The organism is Stutzerimonas urumqiensis (assembly GCF_003640395.1).
In the GTDB taxonomy this organism is placed as follows: Bacteria; Pseudomonadota; Gammaproteobacteria; order Pseudomonadales; family Pseudomonadaceae; genus Stutzerimonas; species Stutzerimonas urumqiensis.
In genome coordinates, this window is the sequence record NZ_RBZQ01000004.1 from 123,219 (window position 1) to 141,326 (window position 18,108).

At 65.7% G+C, this 18,108-nt stretch carries 12 protein-coding genes; 8 read left to right on the top strand and 4 right to left on the bottom strand.

The annotated features are described in order from the left end of the window. Positions 1-228: 228 nt before the first annotated feature. The 8 genes from D7325_RS08970 to D7325_RS19080 all read left to right on the top strand — a co-directional run bounded on the left by D7325_RS08970 (position 229) and on the right by D7325_RS19080 (position 13,759). The gene (locus D7325_RS08970) at positions 229-1,245 is read left to right on the top strand and encodes a zinc-dependent alcohol dehydrogenase family protein (RefSeq protein WP_120995218.1); all 1,017 of its coding nucleotides are present in this window, start codon (positions 229-231) and stop codon (positions 1,243-1,245) included. A 96-nt stretch (positions 1,246-1,341) separates the two neighbouring features. Continuing rightward, on the top strand, positions 1,342-2,196 hold the full coding sequence (locus tag D7325_RS08975) for an SDR family oxidoreductase (protein ID WP_120995219.1): 855 nt from the start codon (positions 1,342-1,344) through the stop codon (positions 2,194-2,196). 49 nt (positions 2,197-2,245) lie between these two features. Continuing rightward, positions 2,246-3,226: a non-homologous end joining protein Ku gene (ku, locus tag D7325_RS08980; protein ID WP_120995220.1), complete on the top strand. Its 981-nt coding sequence runs from the start codon at positions 2,246-2,248 to the stop codon at positions 3,224-3,226. Positions 3,227-3,229: 3 nt separating this feature from the next. Then, positions 3,230-4,237, top strand: coding sequence for a non-homologous end-joining DNA ligase (ligD, locus tag D7325_RS08985; protein WP_120995221.1), 1,008 nt, complete (start codon positions 3,230-3,232; stop codon positions 4,235-4,237). 1,043 nt (positions 4,238-5,280) lie between these two features. Beyond that, a complete protein-coding gene (locus tag D7325_RS08990) occupies positions 5,281-7,281 on the top strand; it encodes an alpha-1,4-glucan--maltose-1-phosphate maltosyltransferase (protein ID WP_120995222.1) in 2,001 nt (666 codons plus the stop codon). A 144-nt stretch (positions 7,282-7,425) separates the two neighbouring features. Beyond that, entirely contained in the window at positions 7,426-10,749 is a 3,324-nt protein-coding gene (treS, locus tag D7325_RS08995; RefSeq protein ID WP_120995223.1) for a maltose alpha-D-glucosyltransferase, read from the top strand. Then, positions 10,742-12,958: a 1,4-alpha-glucan branching protein GlgB gene (gene glgB, locus D7325_RS09000; RefSeq protein ID WP_120995224.1), complete on the top strand. Its 2,217-nt coding sequence runs from the start codon at positions 10,742-10,744 to the stop codon at positions 12,956-12,958. The genes treS and glgB overlap by 8 nt, the downstream gene beginning before the upstream one ends. Before the next feature lie 132 nt (positions 12,959-13,090). Continuing rightward, the gene (locus D7325_RS19080) at positions 13,091-13,759 is read left to right on the top strand and encodes a DUF421 domain-containing protein (RefSeq protein ID WP_162988027.1); all 669 of its coding nucleotides are present in this window, start codon (positions 13,091-13,093) and stop codon (positions 13,757-13,759) included. Between the two features lie 384 nt (positions 13,760-14,143). On the opposite strand, the gene D7325_RS09015 is transcribed toward D7325_RS19080, so the two are convergent. The 4 genes from D7325_RS09015 to D7325_RS09030 are packed head-to-tail and all read right to left on the bottom strand — an operon-like array spanning position 14,144 to position 18,103. Then, on the bottom strand, positions 14,144-15,139 hold the full coding sequence (locus tag D7325_RS09015; protein ID WP_120995226.1) for a lysylphosphatidylglycerol synthase domain-containing protein: 996 nt from the start codon (positions 15,137-15,139) through the stop codon (positions 14,144-14,146). Then, positions 15,136-16,380, bottom strand: coding sequence for a cardiolipin synthase ClsB (clsB, locus tag D7325_RS09020; protein WP_120995227.1), 1,245 nt, complete (start codon positions 16,378-16,380; stop codon positions 15,136-15,138). Before clsB ends, D7325_RS09015 begins: the two co-directional genes overlap by 4 nt. Further along, positions 16,377-17,129, bottom strand: a complete 753-nt coding sequence (locus tag D7325_RS09025; protein WP_425452292.1) for an endonuclease/exonuclease/phosphatase family protein — start codon at positions 17,127-17,129, stop codon at positions 16,377-16,379. The genes clsB and D7325_RS09025 overlap by 4 nt, the downstream gene beginning before the upstream one ends. 47 nt (positions 17,130-17,176) lie before the next feature. Further along, positions 17,177-18,103 (bottom strand): DUF72 domain-containing protein, encoded by a 927-nt coding sequence (locus D7325_RS09030; protein WP_245962056.1) that lies wholly within the window; start codon positions 18,101-18,103, stop codon positions 17,177-17,179. Between the last annotated feature and the right edge of the window lie 5 nt (positions 18,104-18,108).

The window sequence follows — 18,108 nt, forward strand, 5'->3', positions numbered from 1 at the left end:
CGTTGCGGTTCGGTTATCGGTTTCGGGTGGCTGGCGGCATTCTAGCCCTGCGCAGCGGTCGGACACATGAACATTCCTGCGACGCGCTTGCACAGCCCTGCACCGATACATACAGCCTTTCATCATCGGCACGAATGGCCACTATCGAGGCGGAGTGGGGTCCTATGGCTGGAGTTGTACCGGTCATGGGGATAGAGTCCCCGCCATTGAAGTAAGTGAGGGGTTGCGATGTCCCGCATCATCCGTTTTCACCAATTCGGGCCGGCCGACGTGCTGCGCCTCGAACAGCGCGAGGCGCCGGTAGCCGGCCCGGGCGAGGTTCAGATCGCGGTTCAGGCCATCGGCGTGAGCTGGAACGACGTGCTCTGGCGCCAGGACCTGGCGCCGCGCCATCCGCGCCTGCCGGCTGGGCTGGGCAGCGAAGTGGCCGGCGAGGTGCTGGCGGTGGGCGACGGCGTCAGCGGCTTCGCGCCGGGCGATCGCGTGGCCAGTTTTCCGGCCCACGATCCGAATGCCTATCCGCTTTATGCGGATTGTGTCGTGCTGCCGCAGACCTCGCTCGTACGCTACCCCGACGTGCTCGATGCCGCCGGGGCCTGCGTGCACTACACGCCGATGCTGCTGGCCTACTTCGCCTTCGCCGAGCTGGCGCGCCTGGAACCCGGCCAGCGCGTGCTGGTGACCGGGGCCAACCTGTGCGCGGGGCCGTCGATCGTACAGATGGCGCGAGCGCTGGGCGGGCAGGTGATCGCCACCTGCGCCAGCGAATCGGAGCGCGACTTCCTGCGCGAGCTGGGTGCCGAGCGCGTGATCGTCACCGAAGAAGAAGACCTGGTCACGCGGGTCCAGAAGCTCACCGAGGGGCGGGGTGTCGACGTCGTGCTCGACGGCTGTGGCGGCTCGCAGATGAAGCTGCTCGGCGAGGTGATCGCGCCGCGCGGCAAGCTGATTCTCTATGGTCTCAGTGGCGGCAATGAAACGGCCCTGCCGGCCTGTGCGGCCTTCGAGAAGAACTTCAAGTTCTTCATCCATTGCCTGTGCGACTTCACCGGGCAGCCGGACATGGGCATCGAGCAGGATCGGCGCGCCGTCGAAGCCGCGCTGATGCGCATCAACCAGCTCACCGCAGACCGGCTGCTGGTGCCGCGCGTCGAACGCGTCTTTCCGCTCGAACAAGCGGCCGAAGCCCATCGACAGGTCGAAAGCGGCCACCCGCGCGGCCGTATCGTACTGAGCACGAGCTGAGGCGCTGGCGCGGCGCCTCTCATCAGCGCAGAGAAACTTTCGCGACGCCGTGCCAGTCCTCCGAAGACAGCTTTCAGCCACGTTTTCGGAGGACACATGAGCGAGAACCAGACCCTTCCGCCGCAGGAACAACCGGAACCGGGCAAGGAAAGCCTGATGAACCCACGCCCGGAATTCCGCGGCGAGGACTACAAGGCCGCCGGCAAGCTCAAGGGCAAGTCGGCGATCGTCACCGGCGGCGACAGCGGCATCGGCCGCTCGGTCGCCGTGCTCTTCGCCCGCGAGGGCGCCAACGTCGCCATCCTCTACAAGGACCAGCACGACGACGCCGACAAGACCCGCAAGGTGGTCGAGGAACAGGGCGTCAAGTGCCTGACCTTCGCCGGTGACGTCGACGACCGCGCCTTCTGCGAAAAGGTCGTCAGCGAGACGGTCAGCGCCTTCGGCGGGCTGCAGGTGCTGGTCAACAATGCCGGCGAGCAGCATCCGCAGAAGCGCCTGGAGGACATCAGCGAAGAGCAGTGGGAACGCACCTTCCGCACCAACATCTTCGGCATGTTCCAGCTGACCAAGGCGGCGCTGCCGCACCTGAAGGAAGGCGCATCGATCATCAACACCACCTCGGTGACCGCCTACAAGGGCAACCCGATGCTGATCGATTACTCATCGACCAAGGGCGCGATCGTCGCCTTCACACGGTCGCTGGCGATGAACCTCGCCGAGCGCGGCATCCGGGTCAACGGCGTGGCGCCGGGGCCGATCTGGACGCCGCTGATTCCCTCCACCTTCGACGAGGACCATGTCGCCAGCTTCGGCTCGAACGTGCCGATGAAGCGACCCGGCCAGCCTGAAGAAGTCGCGCCGACCTACGTCTACCTGGCCAGCAGCGACTCGTCCTATGTCAGTGGCCAGGTGCTGCACGTCAACGGCGGCACGGTCGTCAACGGTTGATCGCGACGGGCCGTCCTCCGGCGGCCCGCCATCCGGCAGGAGGAACGCCATGCCTCGCACGATCTGGAAAGGCGCCGTCAGTTTCGGCCTGGTGCACATACCCGTGGCGCTGGTGCCGGCCACGACCCGCACCGGCATCGACTTCGACTGGCTCGACAAACGCAGCATGGATCGGGTGGGCTACAAGCGCATCAACAAGACCACCGGCGAAGACATCGACAGCGAAAACATCGTCAAGGGCGTCGAGTACGAGAAGGGCCAGTACGTCGTCCTTAGTGACGACGAGATCAAGGCGGCGCATCCCAAGGCGACGCAGACAGTCGACATCGTCGCCTTCGTCGATGCGAAGGACATTTCCTTCCTCTATATCGACACCCCGTACTACCTCACGCCCGATCGCCGCGGCGAGAAGGTCTATGCGCTGCTGCGCGAGACGCTCATCCAGACCGGCAAGGTGGGCATCGCCAACGTGGTGCTGCGCAACAAGCAGCACCTCGCCGTGGTGATGCCGCTCGGCAAGGCGCTGGTGATGAACACGCTGCGTTGGGCCGAGGAAGTTCGCAGCGTGGAATACCTCGAACTCAAGGACGAAGCGCTCAACGCCGACCTCAACCCGCGCGAGCTGGACATGGCCAAGCGGCTGGTGGAAGACATGAGCGAGGACTGGAAACCCGACCAGTACAAGGACACCTTCCAGGACCAGATCATGGCGCTGGTCGAGCAGAAGGCGCGTGAAGGTCGGATCGAGGCGGTCGGCGGGCCGGAAGAGGCCGTGGACCGGCGCTCGGCGGACGTCATCGACCTGACCGAACTGCTCAAGCGCAGCCTGGCGGCCAAGACCGGCAAGGCGAAGCCGGCCAAAGACGAGGCGGAGGACAACGAGCCGGCCGACGAACCGGCGCCAAAGCCCGCCCGCAAGACCACGGCCAAGAAGACCGCGGCCAAGTCGACCACGTCGGCCGAATCCGATAGCGGCACGACCCGCGCCCGAAAGAGCACCGCGGCCAGCAAATCGAAGAAGGCGGGCTAGCGCATGGCCAAGGCGCAGGACGAAAGCCCGGCCACGTCTCGCTCGCCACGTCGCAAGACGACGGGAACCGGCAAGTCCGGCTCGGCCGGCGGTGCGCGGGCTCGCAAGGCGAACGCGGCGCGACCCTTGGTCGGCGGGGTGGGTATCAGCAGCCCCGACCGGATCATCGATGTCGATAGTGGCGTCACCAAGCGACGGCTGGCCGAGTTCTACCTGGAAGTCGCCGACTGGCTGCTGCCGCACCTGCGCGGGCGGCCGCTGTCGATCGTCCGGGCGCCCGAGGGGGTCGGTGGCGAGGCCTTCTTTCAGCGGCACATGGGCCGGCTGAAGATGCCGCACGTGCGCCAGCTCGATCCTTCGCTGGACCCGAAGCACGCCCGCCTGCTGCAGATCGACGAAGTCACCGGAATCCTCGAAGCCGCGCAGATGGGCACGGTCGAATTCCATACCTGGAACGCACGCAGCGACCGCATCGACCGGCCCGATCGGATTGTCTTCGATCTCGACCCGGACCCGTCGCTGCCCTGGTCGCGCATGGTCGAGGCGACCTGCATGACGCTCGATCTGCTGGCCGACTTCGGCCTCCAGGCCCGCCTCAAGACCAGCGGCGGGCGCGGCATGCATGCGATCGTCCCGTTGACGCGACGGCAGGACTGGGAATGCGCCAGCGGCTTCGCCCGGCGCATCACCGAACGGCTCGCGACCGAGGCGCCCGAGCGCATCGCGGCGAAGATGGGCGCGCAGAACCGGGTCGGGAAGATCTTCGTCGACTACCTGCGTAACCAGCGCGGCGCCAGCACCGTGGCGGCCTATTCGGTGCGTGCGCGGCCGGGGTTGCCCGTGTCGGTGCCCATCGCGCGCGAAGAGTTGCCCGACCTGGGCGCTGCCAACCGCTGGACGGTCGAGAACTTGATGCAGCGGCTGCGCGAACAGGGCGATCCCTGGCCTGCCAGCGAACCCGGCCAGTGCATCACCTGGGCGATGCGCGATCGCCTGCGCAAGGGCGGCTGAGCCAAAGACCGCTCGGACCAGCGGCGGGTCGTGATCGCGAGCAAGCTCGCTCCTACAGGCAATCTCGCTGTTTGGCTCTCGTAGGAGCGAGCTCGCTCGCGAACCGGGCGCGCGACCGCTGGTCCCGTAGGGTGCATTCGCGAAGCAATGCACCGGTGGCGAGCGCGGTGCCGGGCCTGGCGGATTGTTCGCTGCGCGCCTGAATCCGCCCTACGGACCACGGACCACGGATTGCGCCTTGCACGGCGCGAAAGCTTCAAAAGAACTGTAGGAGCCGGGGGACGCCTAGTTCTTGCTGGCGAAGCTTTTGTCTTTTGGCTTCACGATCTGGCGTTTCGGACGCCGCGCTTTCCTCGGCTCGGTCTACAGATTGCGCCTTGCACGGCGCCTCACTTTTTCAGTCGCGAAAAAAGTAAGCAAAAACGCTTGCCCCTGCATCCGGCCCCGGCGTTGCCGGGGTTCCCTCGCTCCGGCGCCGTTGCAGGGGCACGCCACGAAGGGCCATCCATGGCCCTCGCGGCTCTCGCGGCATCCCTGCCGCTCGACCCCTTCCACGACACCTGCGCTCGGCCTTCTGATGGGGCGAGTGGTGTGGCTTGATGGCTGGCTCCTACAGGTAAGCGCCACGGTTTTGGGCTTTTCGTAGGAGCGAGCTTGCTCGCGAACCCGGCGCGCAACCGCTGGCCCCGTAGGGTGCATTCGCGAAGCAATGCACCGGTGGCGAGCGCGGCGTCGGGCCTGGCGGATTGTTCGCTGCGCGCCTGAATCCGCCCTACGGGTTTGGCGTCGCCGGGTGATCTGATCGCCAGCAAGCCGGCTCCTACAGGGAAGCGCCACGGTTTGGGCCTTGGTACATGCCGATCGAGCGAGTCGTTCCGGCGTTCCGAGTTCCCGGCCCAGCCGCTCTGGCGACCGGCGGCAGGCCCCTAAAACTCTGAACTTTTGGTCGCCCCTCGGCTCGGAAAGAACAGAGCCGGAAACACCGGCGAGGCGGCCCTTGCGCCGTCTTTCTCCGTCCCTATTCGCGCCCAGGAGCTCGCTCGATGAACGATGCTGTCCAGCCCGATTCGATCCACCCCCGGTTAGAAGAGGCCATGCGCCTGCCGCGTATCGCCATCGAATCCACCGAACCGGTGGTCGACGGCGGACGCTTCGCCGCCAAGGCCATCATCGGTCATCCGATCAACGTCACCAGCAAGATCTTCACCGATGGCCACGACAAGCTGGCCGCGGCGATCTGCTGGCGGCAGAAGGGCGAAACCGAGTGGCGGCGGTGCCGGCTGGAGCCGTTGAGCAACGACAGCTGGGTCGGGCACTTCACCCCGACCCAGGTGGCCAGCCACGAGTTCTGCATCCAAGCCTGGTGGGACTTGTACGAGACCTACCGCAACGAGCTGTCGAAGAAGCACGCCGCCGGTGTGCCCGTTTCGGTCGAGCTGGAAGAGGGGCGCCGTCATCTCGATGCCGCTGTGCAGCGCGCCGATGGTCAGACCCGTGCGGTGATCGAGGATGCGCTGCGGCGCTTTGGCAGTGCGCACCTGGATGACGAACGGGTGTCGGTGTTGCTGGCCGAAGAGGTGGCCGCGGCGATGGAGGCCGCCGATCCGCGCGAGCATTGCAGCCAGAGCGAGGTGTTCCCCGTCGAGGTCGAGCGCCCGCTGGCGCAGTTCGCGAGCTGGTACGAGCTCTTTCCGCGTTCCGAGACGGACAACCCCGAGCGCCACGGCACCTTCCGCGACGTCATCAAGCGCCTGCCGCAGATCCGCGATATGGGCTTCGACGTGCTGTATTTCCCGCCGATCCACCCCATCGGCCGCAAGAACCGAAAGGGCCGCAACAACACCCTGACGCCCGGCCCGCAGGATGTCGGCAGCCCCTATGCCATCGGCAGCGAGGAGGGCGGCCACGATGCCATCCACCCGCAGCTCGGCACCCATGAAGACTTCCGCGAACTGGTGCGCGCCGCCGCTGAGCATGGCCTCGAGATCGCGCTGGACTTCGCCATCCAGTGCTCGCCCGATCACCCCTGGCTCAAGGAGCATCCCGGCTGGTTCTCCTGGCGGCCGGACGGCACCATCAAGTACGCCGAGAACCCGCCCAAGAAGTACCAGGACATCGTCAACGTCGACTTCTACGCCGAAGACGCCATGCCGGGCCTGTGGATCGCATTGCGCGACGTGATCTGGCACTGGGTCGAGCAGGGCGTGAAGATCTTCCGCGTCGACAACCCGCACACCAAGCCGTTGCCGTTCTGGGAGTGGCTGATCGCCGACATCCGCGAGCGCGACCCGGACGTGATGTTCCTCTCCGAAGCCTTCACCCGCCCGGCGATGATGGCGCGCCTGGGCAAGGTGGGTTTCAACCAGAGCTACACCTACTTCACCTGGCGCAACACCAAGGCCGAGCTGACCGAATACCTCACTCAGCTCAACCAGCCGCCCCTGCGCGACTGCTACCGGCCGAACTTCTTCGTCAACACGCCGGACATCAACCCGTTCTTCCTGCAGACCTCCGGGCGTGCCGGGTTCCTCATTCGCGCGGCGCTGGCGACGATGGGGTCGGGCCTGTGGGGCATGTACTCGGGCTTCGAGCTGTGCGAGTCAGCGGCCATTCCGGGCAAGGAGGAGTACCTCGACTCGGAGAAGTACGAGATCCGCCCGCGTGACTACCGCGCGCCGGGCAACATCGTCGCCGAGATCGCCCAGCTCAACCGCATCCGTCGGCAGAACCCGGCGTTGCAGACGCACCTGGGCTTCCAGGCCTACACCTGCTGGAACGACAACATCCTGTACTTCGGCAAGCGCACGCCGGATCTCTCCAACTTCATCCTGGTGGCCATCAACCTCGACCCGCACAACGCGCAGGAGGGGCATTTCGAGCTGCCGCTGTGGGAGTTCGGCCTGCCCGACGACACCGCGACCCAGGGCGAAGACCTTATGAACGGGCACCGCTGGACCTGGTACGGCAAGACCCAATGGACGCGGCTGGAGCCCTGGCACCTGCCGTTCGGTATCTGGCGACTGAGCCCGCCGCGCAGGGCCTGACGGCCGGTCGGCGCATGACGATTCGCTTCAACAAGGAGAACTAACCCACTGTCGTAAAAGGAATTACGAGGCGATCGCCAGGCGCCCTGACCATTGATGTTGCGTTGACGGCATACAAGGGCACATGCCCACAGGAACCCGACAATGGCGAAACCTCGTAAAGCAGCTGCCTTCATCAAGGACCCGCTCTGGTACAAGGATGCGGTGATCTATCAGGTGCACCTGAAGTCATTCTTCGATTCCAACAACGATGGCATCGGCGACTTCCCCGGCCTGATGGAGAAGCTCGACTACATCGCCGACCTGGGGGTGAACACGCTCTGGCTGTTGCCGTTCTACCCCTCGCCGCGCAGGGACGACGGCTACGACATCGCCGAATACCGCGGCGTGCATCCCGACTACGGCACGATGGCCGACGCCAAGCGCTTCATTGCCGAGGCGCACAAGCGCGGGTTGCGGGTGATCACCGAGCTGGTCATCAACCACACCTCCGACCAGCACCCCTGGTTCCAGCGCGCCCGCACCGCGAAGAAGGGCTCGGCGGCACGCAACTTCTACGTCTGGTCCGACACGGACGACAAATACCAGGGCACGCGGATCATCTTCCTCGACACCGAGAAGTCGAACTGGACCTGGGATCCGGTCGCCAAGCAGTACTACTGGCACCGCTTCTATTCGCACCAGCCGGACCTGAACTTCGACAACCCGCAGGTGATGAAGGAAGTGCTGAGCGTCATGCGCTACTGGCTCGACCTCGGCATCGACGGGCTGCGCTTGGACGCGATTCCGTATCTGGTCGAACGCGACGGCACCAACAACGAAAACCTGCCGGAAACGCACGAGGTTCTGAAGAAGATTCGCGCCGAGATCGACGCCAACTACCCCGACCGCATGCTGCTGGCCGAGGCCAACCAGTGGCCCGAGGACACCCAGCTGTACTTCGGCGGCGAGGAGGGCGGCCCCGGCGACGAATGCCACATGGCGTTCCACTTCCCGCTGATGCCGCGCATGTACATGGCGCTGGCACAGGAGGATCGCTTCCCGGTGACGGACATCATGCGCCAGACGCCGGACATCCCCGATAACTGCCAGTGGGCGATCTTCCTGCGCAACCACGACGAGCTGACCCTCGAGATGGTGACCGACAAGGAGCGCGACTACCTCTGGAATTACTACGCATCCGATACCCGTGCGCGCATCAACCTCGGCATCCGTCGTCGCCTGGCCCCGCTGCTCGAGCGCGACCGCCGGCGCATCGAACTCCTCAACAGCCTGCTGCTCTCGATGCCCGGTACGCCGGTCATCTACTACGGCGACGAAATCGGCATGGGCGACAACATCTTCCTCGGCGACCGCGACGGCGTGCGCACGCCTATGCAGTGGTCGATGGACCGCAACGGCGGCTTTTCCCGCGCCGATCCGCCGAATCTCGTGCTGCCGCCGATCATGGACCCGCTGTACGGCTACCAGACCATCAACGTCGAGGCGCAGCAGCGCGACCCGCACTCGCTGCTGAACTGGACCCGCCGCCTGCTCGCCATCCGCAAGCAGTTCAAGGCCTTCGGGCGCGGCACCCTGAAGATGCTGGCGCCGAGCAACCGTCGCATCCTCGCCTATACCCGCGAGTTCGACGGGCCGAACGGCGAGCACGAGATCATCCTGTGCGTGGCCAACGTATCGCGCTCGGCGCAGGCCGCCGAGCTGGAGCTGTCCCAGCACGCCGGCATGGTGCCGGTCGAGATGGTCGGCGGCAGCGCCTTCCCGCCGATCGGCCAGCTGCCGTACCTGCTGACGCTGCCGCCGTACGGCTTCTACTGGTTCCAGCTCGCCGCGACGCACCAGATGCCCAGCTGGCACCAGGAGCCGGTCGAGGTGATGCCGGATTTCCGCACCCTGGTGCTCAAGCGCCTGGACACGCTACCGCGCGAAAGCAAGCGCACCCTGGAGAGCGAATCGCTGCCGACCTACCTGCCCAAGCGGCGCTGGTTCGCCAGCAAGGACGCGCCGATCGAGTCGCTGAAGATCTGCTACACCGTGCCCTTCGGCGATCCGCAGCGGCCGGTGCTACTGTCGGAGATCGCCGCCACCGCGGGCGGGCGCACCGATTTCTACCAGTTGCCGTTCGGCTTCCTCGCCGAGGCGGACTTCGGCAGCGCCTTGCCGCAACAGCTGGCGATGGCTCGCGTGCGCCGCGGGCCGCAGGTCGGGCTCCTGACCGACGGCTTCACGCTCGATCAGTTCGTGCTCGGGGTGGTGCAGGGGCTGCGCGATTCGCTGACCCTGCCATGCGGCGAGGACGAAATCCGCTTCGTGCCGATGCCGCAGCTGGCCGACATCGAACTGCCGGCCGATGCCGAGGTGCGCTACCTCTCGGCCGAGCAGTCGAACAGCTCGGTGATCGTCGGCGGCAAGCTGATGCTCAAGCTCATCCGCCGGGTGTCGGCGGGGGTCCATCCGGAGCTGGAGATGGGCGCCTTCCTGACCGAGCAGGGCTACGCCAACATTTCCGCCATGCTCGGCCAGGTCAGCCGCTTCAGCAAAGACGGCACGCCACACGCGCTGATGGTCATGCAGCGCTACCTCGACAACCAGGGCGATGCCTGGACCTGGACGCTCAATACGCTCGACCGGGCCGTGCGCGACGAGATCGCCGGCGGCGTCTCGGAGGTGGAAAACCAGTACAGCGCGCTGGACGAACTGGAGGCATTCAACCGGCTGCTCGGCCAGCGGCTCGGCGAGCTGCACGTCGCCCTGGCCGTGAAGACCGACAACCCGGACTTCGCCGCCCAGTTGACCAGCGAGGAAGACGCGCGCACCTGGGCGCTGACCATCCGCCAGGAGGTGGAGCATGCGCTGGAGGTGCTCTCGCATAACCGCGGCAACCTCGAACGCAAGGACGTCGCCCAGGTCGACCGCCTGCTCAAGCAGCGCGACGCCTTGCTTGCCGAAGTCGACCGGCTGGCCCGGTCCGCGGTCGGCGGGCTGCGCACGCGGGTGCATGGCGACCTGCACCTGGGTCAGGTGCTGGTGGCGCAGGGCGATGCCTATTTCATCGACTTCGAAGGCGAGCCCGCGCGTCCGCTCGACGAGCGCCGCGCCAAGCTCAGCCCGTTCAAGGACGTCTCGGGCGTGCTGCGGTCGTTCGAGTACGCCGCCGCCATGACGGTGCGCAATGCACAGACCAGCGACACCAGCGAGGAGGCCGACGCGGCGCGTCGTCATATCGCCGACAACTATCGGCAGAGCGCGCGGTCGGTGTTCCTCGAGGCTTATCGCGAAACCGCCGGTTCGCTGGCGCACCAGTGGCGCGAAACCAACGGCGCGGAGGCAGCCCTGGCGCTGTTCAGCTTCGAGAAGACGTCTTACGAAATCGCCTACGAGGCAGAAAATCGTCCGGCATGGCTGTCCGTCCCGCTTCAGGGGCTGATCATGCTGGCCCAGCAGCTTTCAGGAGACGCCAATGAGTGACCGACCGGCCGTGACCATGTCCGGCGAATCCCTGCTACCCCACGACGCCGCGGTCGATACGCTGGTGCGCGCCGAGCATGGGGATCCCTTTTCCATCCTCGGTCCGCACCCGGACGGCGACGGGCTCATCGTGCGGGCCTACCTGCCCAACGCCCTGGGCGTGGAGCTGCTCGAACGCAGCGGCGGGCGAGTGCTGGCGATCATGGAGCAGGGCCAGGTGCCCGGCTTCTACTTCGCGCGGCTGAGCAATGCGCAGCCTTATCTCATGCGCGTTCGTTGGGCCGGCGGCGAGCAGATCACCGAAGACCCCTACAGCTTCCCGCCACTGCTCGGCGAGATGGATCTGTACCTGTTCGCCGAGGGCAACCATCGCCACCTGGGCGACACCTTCGGCTCGCAGGTGATGGAAGTCGACGGCGTGCAGGGCGTGCGCTTCGCCGTGTGGGCGCCCAATGCCCGTCGCGTATCGGTGGTCGGTGATTTCAACGGCTGGGATGGCCGGCGCCATCCGATGCGGCTGCGTTACCCGGCGGGGGTGTGGGAGTTGTTCATCCCGCGCCTGCAACCGGGCGACCGCTACAAGTACGAGATTCTCGGCCCGCATGGCGTGCTGCCGCTCAAGGCCGACCCGGTCGCGCTGGCGACCGAGCATCCGCCGGGCACGGCCTCGGTGGTCGCGGAGCCTTTGGATTACCAGTGGCAGGACGAGGAATGGATCAACACGCGCGGCGCCCACCAGTCGATCACGGCGCCCATGTCCATCTACGAGGTGCACGCCGGCTCCTGGCGGCGCGACGGCGGTGATGACGGCCGCCTGTTCGACTGGCACGAGCTGGCCGAGCGGCTGATTCCCTACGTCAAGGAGATGGGCTTCACGCATGTCGAGCTGATGCCGATCATGGAGCACCCGTTCGGCGGTTCCTGGGGTTACCAGCTGCTGTCGCAGTTCGCGCCCAGCGCGCGTTATGGCAACGCCCATGACTTCGCGGCGTTCGTCGACGCCTGCCACAACGCCGGGATCGGCGTGATTCTCGACTGGGTGCCGGCGCACTTTCCGACCGATGCACACGGCCTGGGCGAGTTCGACGGGACGGCACTGTACGAATACGCGCACCCGTTCGAGGGCTTCCACAACGACTGGAACACCTACATCTACAACCTCGGCCGCACCGAGGTGCACGGCTTCATGCTCGCCTCGGCGCTGCACTGGCTGAAGAACTTCCATGTCGATGCGCTGCGCGTCGATGCGGTGGCCTCGATGCTCTATCGCGACTATTCGCGCAAGGAAGGCGAGTGGATACCCAACCGTCACGGCGGGCGCGAAAACCTCGAGGCGATCGAGTTCATCCGCCACCTGAGCGACGTGGTGGCGCTCGAGACCCCCGGCGCGCTGGTGATCGCCGAGGAATCGACCGCGTTCCCTGGCGTCAGCCGGCCGACCACCGAGGGCGGGCTGGGCTTCTCCTACAAATGGAACATGGGCTGGATGCACGACACGCTCAAGTACATGGAGGAAGACCCGATTCACCGCCGGTATCACCACGACAAGATGACCTTCGGGCTGGTGTATGCCTTCTCGGAGAACTTCGTGCTGCCGATCTCCCACGATGAAGTGGTGCACGGCAAGGGCTCGCTGATCGACAAGATGCCCGGCGACCGCTGGCAGAAGTTCGCCAACCTGCGGGCCTACCTGAGCTTCATGTGGACCCATCCGGGCAAGAAGCTGCTGTTCATGGGCTGCGAGTTCGGCCAATGGCGCGAGTGGAGCCATGACCGGGAGCTGGACTGGTTTCTGCTCGAGGAACCCGACCACCGCGGCGTGCAGACGCTCGTCAAGGACCTCAACGCGCTCTACGCCCGCGAACCCGCGCTCTATCAGCGCGACTGCCAGCCGGATGGCTTCCGCTGGGTCATCGGCGATGACAGCGCCAACAGCGTCTACGCCTGGCTGCGTTGGGGCGAAGACGGCCGCCCCCTGCTGGTGGTCGGCAACTTCACCCCCGTGGTGCGGTACGAGTACCGCATCGGCGTCCCGGTCGAAGGGCGTTGGACGGAGGTGCTCAACAGCGATGCCGAGGTCTACGGCGGCTCCAACGTCGGCAATGGCGGTGGCATCCGAACCGAGCCGGTCGAAGGCCACGGCGAGGCGCAATCCCTGTCGCTGACCCTGCCGCCGCTGGGCGTGGTGGTACTGCGACCGGAAGACTGAGGCGCGGCTTTCGGCCTCGGGGCATCGAGGCGTGACGGCGGGTGGCGGTCGTGCAGGCGGCCACCCATCGAATCAGGGCGCTGATCGGCGCGGCCTCCCTACCGCGCCGATCACATGCTGGCTGCGAGGTCCATGCAGACGACAGAACACCGCGATGAGTTCGTCAGTCGCAGCTACCCGATTCAGGAAGACATGGCCCTGCAGCGACACGGTGCTCTGATCGCCTCGCTGATCTCGCTCAACATCGGCCTGTCGCTGATCAAGCGGCAGTTCCCAGGGTTCGGCAAATACATGGATGGCGAGCCGATGCTGATCGTCGAGTACGGCAAGTTTCTCGAGCAGCGCGCCCGCAAGTCGCGCGTCGATGTACACGACATCCTCGAAGCGGCGCGCTACACCCAGGAGCTGGAGCGACTGGACCAAGTTCGCCATCCTAGAGAAGGACGGCAAGATCCATCATCCCCAACCAATGAACCGGACCTCGAGGCGGCGCGCCCGGTCGCGAGCAAGCTCGCTCCTACGAAAAAGCCGAAACCGTGGCGCTTTCCTGTAGGAGCCAGCTTGCTGGCGATCAGATCGCCCGGCGACGCAGAACCTGTAGGGCGGATTTCGGAGCGCAGCGAACAATCCGCCAGGCCCGGCAGCACGCACGCCACCGGTGCATTGCTTCGCGAATGCACCCTACGGGACCAGCGGTCGTGTGCCCGGTTCGCGAGCAAGCTCGCTCCTACGAAAAAGCCCAAACCGTGGTGCTTATCGGTAGGAGCCAGCCATCAAGCCACATATTCGCCCCGTCAGTAGGCCGAGCGCAGGTGTCGTGGAGGGGGTTGAGCGGCAAGGATGCCGCGAGAGTCACGAGGGCCATGGATGGCCCTTCGTGGCGTGCCCCTGGAACGGCGCCGGAGCGAGGGAACCCCGGCAAAGCCGGGGCCGGATGCAGGGGCAAGCGTTTTTGCTTACTTTTTTCGCGACTGAAAAAAGTGAGGCGCCGTGCAAGGCGCAATCGGTAGTTCGGGCCGAAGGAAGTGCGGCGTCCGAAAGGCCAGATCGTGAAGCCAAAATCCGAAACGCCAGATCGTGAAGCCAAAAGACAATAGCTTCGCGCGCAAGCTCGCTCCTACGAAGAGGCCCAAACCGTGGCGCTTACCGGAAGGAGCCAGCTTGGCGATCAGATCACCCGGCGGCTCAACTCGTCGCACCACTCTGCGCGGCGGCGGTGCGCCTCAGTTTCTTGGCGCGTGCTTCGAGCACGACATAGATGATCGTGGCGAACACCAGCGGCACCAGGAAGTAGATCACTCGGTAGCCGATCAGCCCGGCGATGATGCTCGGGTGGCTCATCTGCGAGCCGAGCAGGCCGACGAACACCGCTTCGATCACGCCGAGCCCGGCGGGCACATGGCTGATGACCCCGGCGATGCTGCTGACCATCAGTACCGCGAGCACTTCGGGGTAGCTGATCTTCTCCAGCAGCATGAAGTAGATCACCGTCGCCATCAGCGACCAGTTGGCCGCGCCGAGCAGGATCTGGATCACCGCCAGACGCAGCGAGGGCAGCTCGACTTCGTGGCCGCGAATCGTCCACGACCGGCGCTTGGAAAAACCGCACAGCAACAGGTAGGTCACGCTGACCGCCATCAGCGAAAAACCGATGATGTGCAGCGTCATGCTGCCGATTTCCCATTCCGGCGGCGGACGGATGTCGGCGAAGGTGAAGATGACCCCGGCCAGGGCCATGTAGCCCAGCCAGTTGGTCAGCAGGCTCAGCGTGAAGATGCGCGTGACCTGCGCCGGCTTCACACCCAGCCGCGAGTAGAGCCGGTAGCGCAGCGCGATGCCGCCGACCCAGGCGCTCAGGTTGAGGTTGAAGGCGTAGCAGACGAAGGTCAGCGGCACGATCTGCCGGATCGGCAGGCCATGCCGGACGTAGTACTTGCCCAGCACGTCGAAGAAGCAATAGACGAGGTAGCTGCCGAAGGCCGCCGCACCGGCCAGCCAGAGCGTGCGCAACTGGTAGCTCTGCAGCGTGCCGATGATTTCCTTCCAATCCAGGTTGCGCGCCAGCCCGATGAGCAGGCCCGCCACCAGAATGAAGAAGGCGTAGCTCAGGTACTTCTTGATCGTCGGCCAACGCTGTCGCCAGCGGCCCTTGGGCAGGTCCGCCCGAGTGGTGGAGGTCATGAATGCTCTCGTGGAAAGGGCGGGGTACCGCTGTCGATGCGATCGGACGTTGGCTCCAGCACCGTGATCTTCGGGCTATGTGCCGGCAGCATGCCGGCCCAGCGGGGGAAGCGGCGGATGATGTGGAAGCAGATGAACGCCAGCGGCGCGCGCCACCAGTAGCCGCGAACGATCCGCTCGAGCGGAATGCGGCGGCAGTCGGTCTGCAACAGGTAGTCGAGCCGCTCGTGCAGGTGCTTGTTGAAGGCGTGGTCGCGGATCATCACGTTGCATTCGAGGTTGAGCGACAGGCTCAGCGGGTCGAGGTTGCTGGAGCCGACCGTCGCCCACTCGTAGTCCGCCAGCGCGACCTTGCCGTGCAGCGGCCGGCGGCAGTACTCGTGCACTTCCACGCCGTCGCGCATCAGGTAGTTGTAGAGCATCCGCGCGCCGAACTTGGCGATCGGCATGTCCGGCTGGCCTTGCAGGATCATCCGCACACGCACGCCACGCCGGGCCGCGTTGCGAATTTCCCGCAGCACCCGGTAACCGGGGAAGAAATAGGCGTTGGCGATCAGCAGCCGCGAGCGGGCGTCGCGTATGACCTGCAGGTAGTGCTGCTCGATGTCGTTCTGGTGCTGGTCGTTGTCGCGGACGACGAACAGCGCGCGCGCTTCACCCTTGTTCACGCCGATGTAGCTGTCCGCCTGCTGGCGGCGCATGCGCCGACGCCACCAGCGGCGCGACGGGTCGGCCGGGGCGATGGTGGTCAGCGCGAAGCGGTGGATGTCATGCACCACCGGCCCTTCGATCTGGATGGCGTAATCCTGCTTGGCGCCGGGGCCGAAGTCGCCCAGGTGATCGGCCGAGAAGTTGATTCCACCGATGAAGGCGATCTCGCCGTCGACCACCACGATCTTGCGGTGCAACCGGCGGAAGAGGTTGATTCGCCGGCCGAGCAGACGCTCGCGCGGGTCGAAGATGTGGATGCGGATGCCGACATCGGTCATGGGCGTGACGAACTCGGGGGTGAGGTCGGCCGAGCCGTAGCCATCCACCGTGACGTCGATGCGTACGCCGCGCGACGCGGCCTCGATCAGGGCGTCGCGCAGGGCGTGCCCGACCTTGTCTTCGAACAGGATGAAGGTTTCCAGCAGAACTTCCTCGCGCGCCTGCCGAATGACCTCGTAGACACGCGGGTAGAACTCCTCGCCGTTCTCCAACAGCTCGATCCTGTTTCCATCTCTCCAATGGAACTTCATAACTGCAACTCCACCGCCAGGGGCAGATGATCGGACAGATGCGTCCAGGGTTTGTTACCGAGAATTCGTGGCTCGCGTGCCGTAGCGTTGCGCACGTAGATGCGATCCAGGCGCAGCATCGGGCAGCGCGCCGGAAAGCTCTTGGCAAGCTGGCCGTTCGCCCGTTCGAAGACTTCGTAAACCCCCGCGCACTCGGTCAGCGGGGTATTGGCCTTCAGGCGCCAGTCGTTGAAGTCGCCGGCGATCACCACCGGCGCATCGGACGGCAGCGACAGCACCAGGTCGCACAGCAGGCGGATCTGCTGTTGCCGATGCACTTCGCGCAGCCCGAGGTGGACGCAGATCGCGTGCAGCTCGCCGTGGCCGGGCACCTCCAGCACGCTGTGCAGCAGGCCGCGCCGTTCGGGGCCGGCGATGGAGACGTCGAGGTTCTCGTAACGCAGAATCGGGAATTTCGACAGCAGCGCGTTGCCGTGATCGCCGTCGGGGTAGACCGCGTTGCGCCCGTAGGCGAAGTCGGTCCAGATGCTGTCGGCGAGGAATTCGTACTGCGGCGTCTTCGGCCAGTCGTGGAAGCGCAGCGCATGCCGTTCGTGCGTGCCGTGCACCTCCTGGAGGAACACCACGTCCGCCGACACCGCCCGCACCGCTTCGCGCAGCTCGGGCAGGATGAAACGACGGTTGAAGGTGGTGAATCCCTTGTGGGTATTGACCGTCAGCACACGGATCGAGTCCACCGCCGAGGCCATGTGCGCATCGAGCTTGCTCGTGTCCAGGTGGCCGTCGTTCTCTATGCTCACGCAAACGCTCCTTCCAGCCGGCCCGGCGTCGTCTCCAGGCCCTCGTCCAGGCCCAGGCGATGCAGCAACCCGCGTGCATCGTAGGGTGCCCGGACCTTCACATCGTTATCGAAATAGCAGTAGACCTGCCGCGGATTGCCATCGGCCTCGCGTGGCTCGATGAGCTCGGCGTCGTCGGGCTGGCCACCGCTGCGCCAGCGGTCGATCCGCTCGCACCAGCGATCCAGCGCGGCGGGCGTGTAGCCGCTGGTGTAGAGCTCATCGGCGCCATGCAGGCGGATGTAGACGAAGTCGCTCGTCAGGTCCTCCCGGTAAGGCCATTTACCCGCCGTGTCCGCAACCACCAGCGCCACCTGGTGCTCGCGCAGCAGCGCCACAAAGGCCGGGTCGACGAAGCTCTGGTTACGGATTTCGACCGCGTGGCGCAGCCGGCGGTTGCAGTCGATTTCCAGATGGCTGCGGCCTTCCATCCGCGCGTCATGGCCACGGGCCGTCTGGAGCGCCGCCGCGGTGTCGTGCGGCAGCAGATCGAGGAACCGGGCGAAGGTCTCGGGTACGAACCGGAAGGAGGGCGGAAACTGCCAGAGGATCGGGCCGAGCTTTTCACCGAGTCCGAGAACGCCCGATGCGAAGAAGTTGGCGACCGGTTTTTCGACGTCGACGAGTCGCCTGACGTGCGTGATGAAACGCGGCGCCTTGACGCTGAATACGAAGCCTTGCGGCGTGTCGGCATACCAGTTCGCATAACGCTCCGGTGTCTGCAAGGAGTAGAAGGAGCCATTGATCTCGATGCTGCTCACCGCCCGCGAGGCGAAGCGCAGCTCGTCCTTTTGCGTCAGTCCCTCGGGGTAGAAGTCACCGCGCCAGGGCGCGTAGCGCCACCCGGAAATGCCTATCCGGACCTCGGCCTTGTCCTGCTTCAATGCGG

What these genes read in the sequence shown, in the direction of transcription:
- D7325_RS08990 (WP_120995222.1), top strand. Translation starts at nt 5,281, where the DNA reads ATGAACGATGCTGTCCAGCCCGATTCGATCCACCCCCGGTTAGAAGAG.
- treS (WP_120995223.1), top strand. Translation starts at nt 7,426, where the DNA reads ATGGCGAAACCTCGTAAAGCAGCTGCCTTCATCAAGGACCCGCTCTGG.
- D7325_RS19080 (WP_162988027.1), top strand. Translation starts at nt 13,091, where the DNA reads ATGCAGACGACAGAACACCGCGATGAGTTCGTCAGTCGCAGCTACCCG.
- clsB (WP_120995227.1), bottom strand. Translation starts at nt 16,380, where the DNA reads ATGAAGTTCCATTGGAGAGATGGAAACAGGATCGAGCTGTTGGAGAAC.
- ligD (WP_120995221.1), top strand. Translation starts at nt 3,230, where the DNA reads ATGGCCAAGGCGCAGGACGAAAGCCCGGCCACGTCTCGCTCGCCACGT.
- D7325_RS08970 (WP_120995218.1), top strand. Translation starts at nt 229, where the DNA reads ATGTCCCGCATCATCCGTTTTCACCAATTCGGGCCGGCCGACGTGCTG.
- D7325_RS09025 (WP_425452292.1), bottom strand. Translation starts at nt 17,129, where the DNA reads ATGGCCTCGGCGGTGGACTCGATCCGTGTGCTGACGGTCAATACCCAC.
- ku (WP_120995220.1), top strand. Translation starts at nt 2,246, where the DNA reads ATGCCTCGCACGATCTGGAAAGGCGCCGTCAGTTTCGGCCTGGTGCAC.
- D7325_RS08975 (WP_120995219.1), top strand. Translation starts at nt 1,342, where the DNA reads ATGAGCGAGAACCAGACCCTTCCGCCGCAGGAACAACCGGAACCGGGC.
- D7325_RS09015 (WP_120995226.1), bottom strand. Translation starts at nt 15,139, where the DNA reads ATGACCTCCACCACTCGGGCGGACCTGCCCAAGGGCCGCTGGCGACAG.
- glgB (WP_120995224.1), top strand. Translation starts at nt 10,742, where the DNA reads ATGAGTGACCGACCGGCCGTGACCATGTCCGGCGAATCCCTGCTACCC.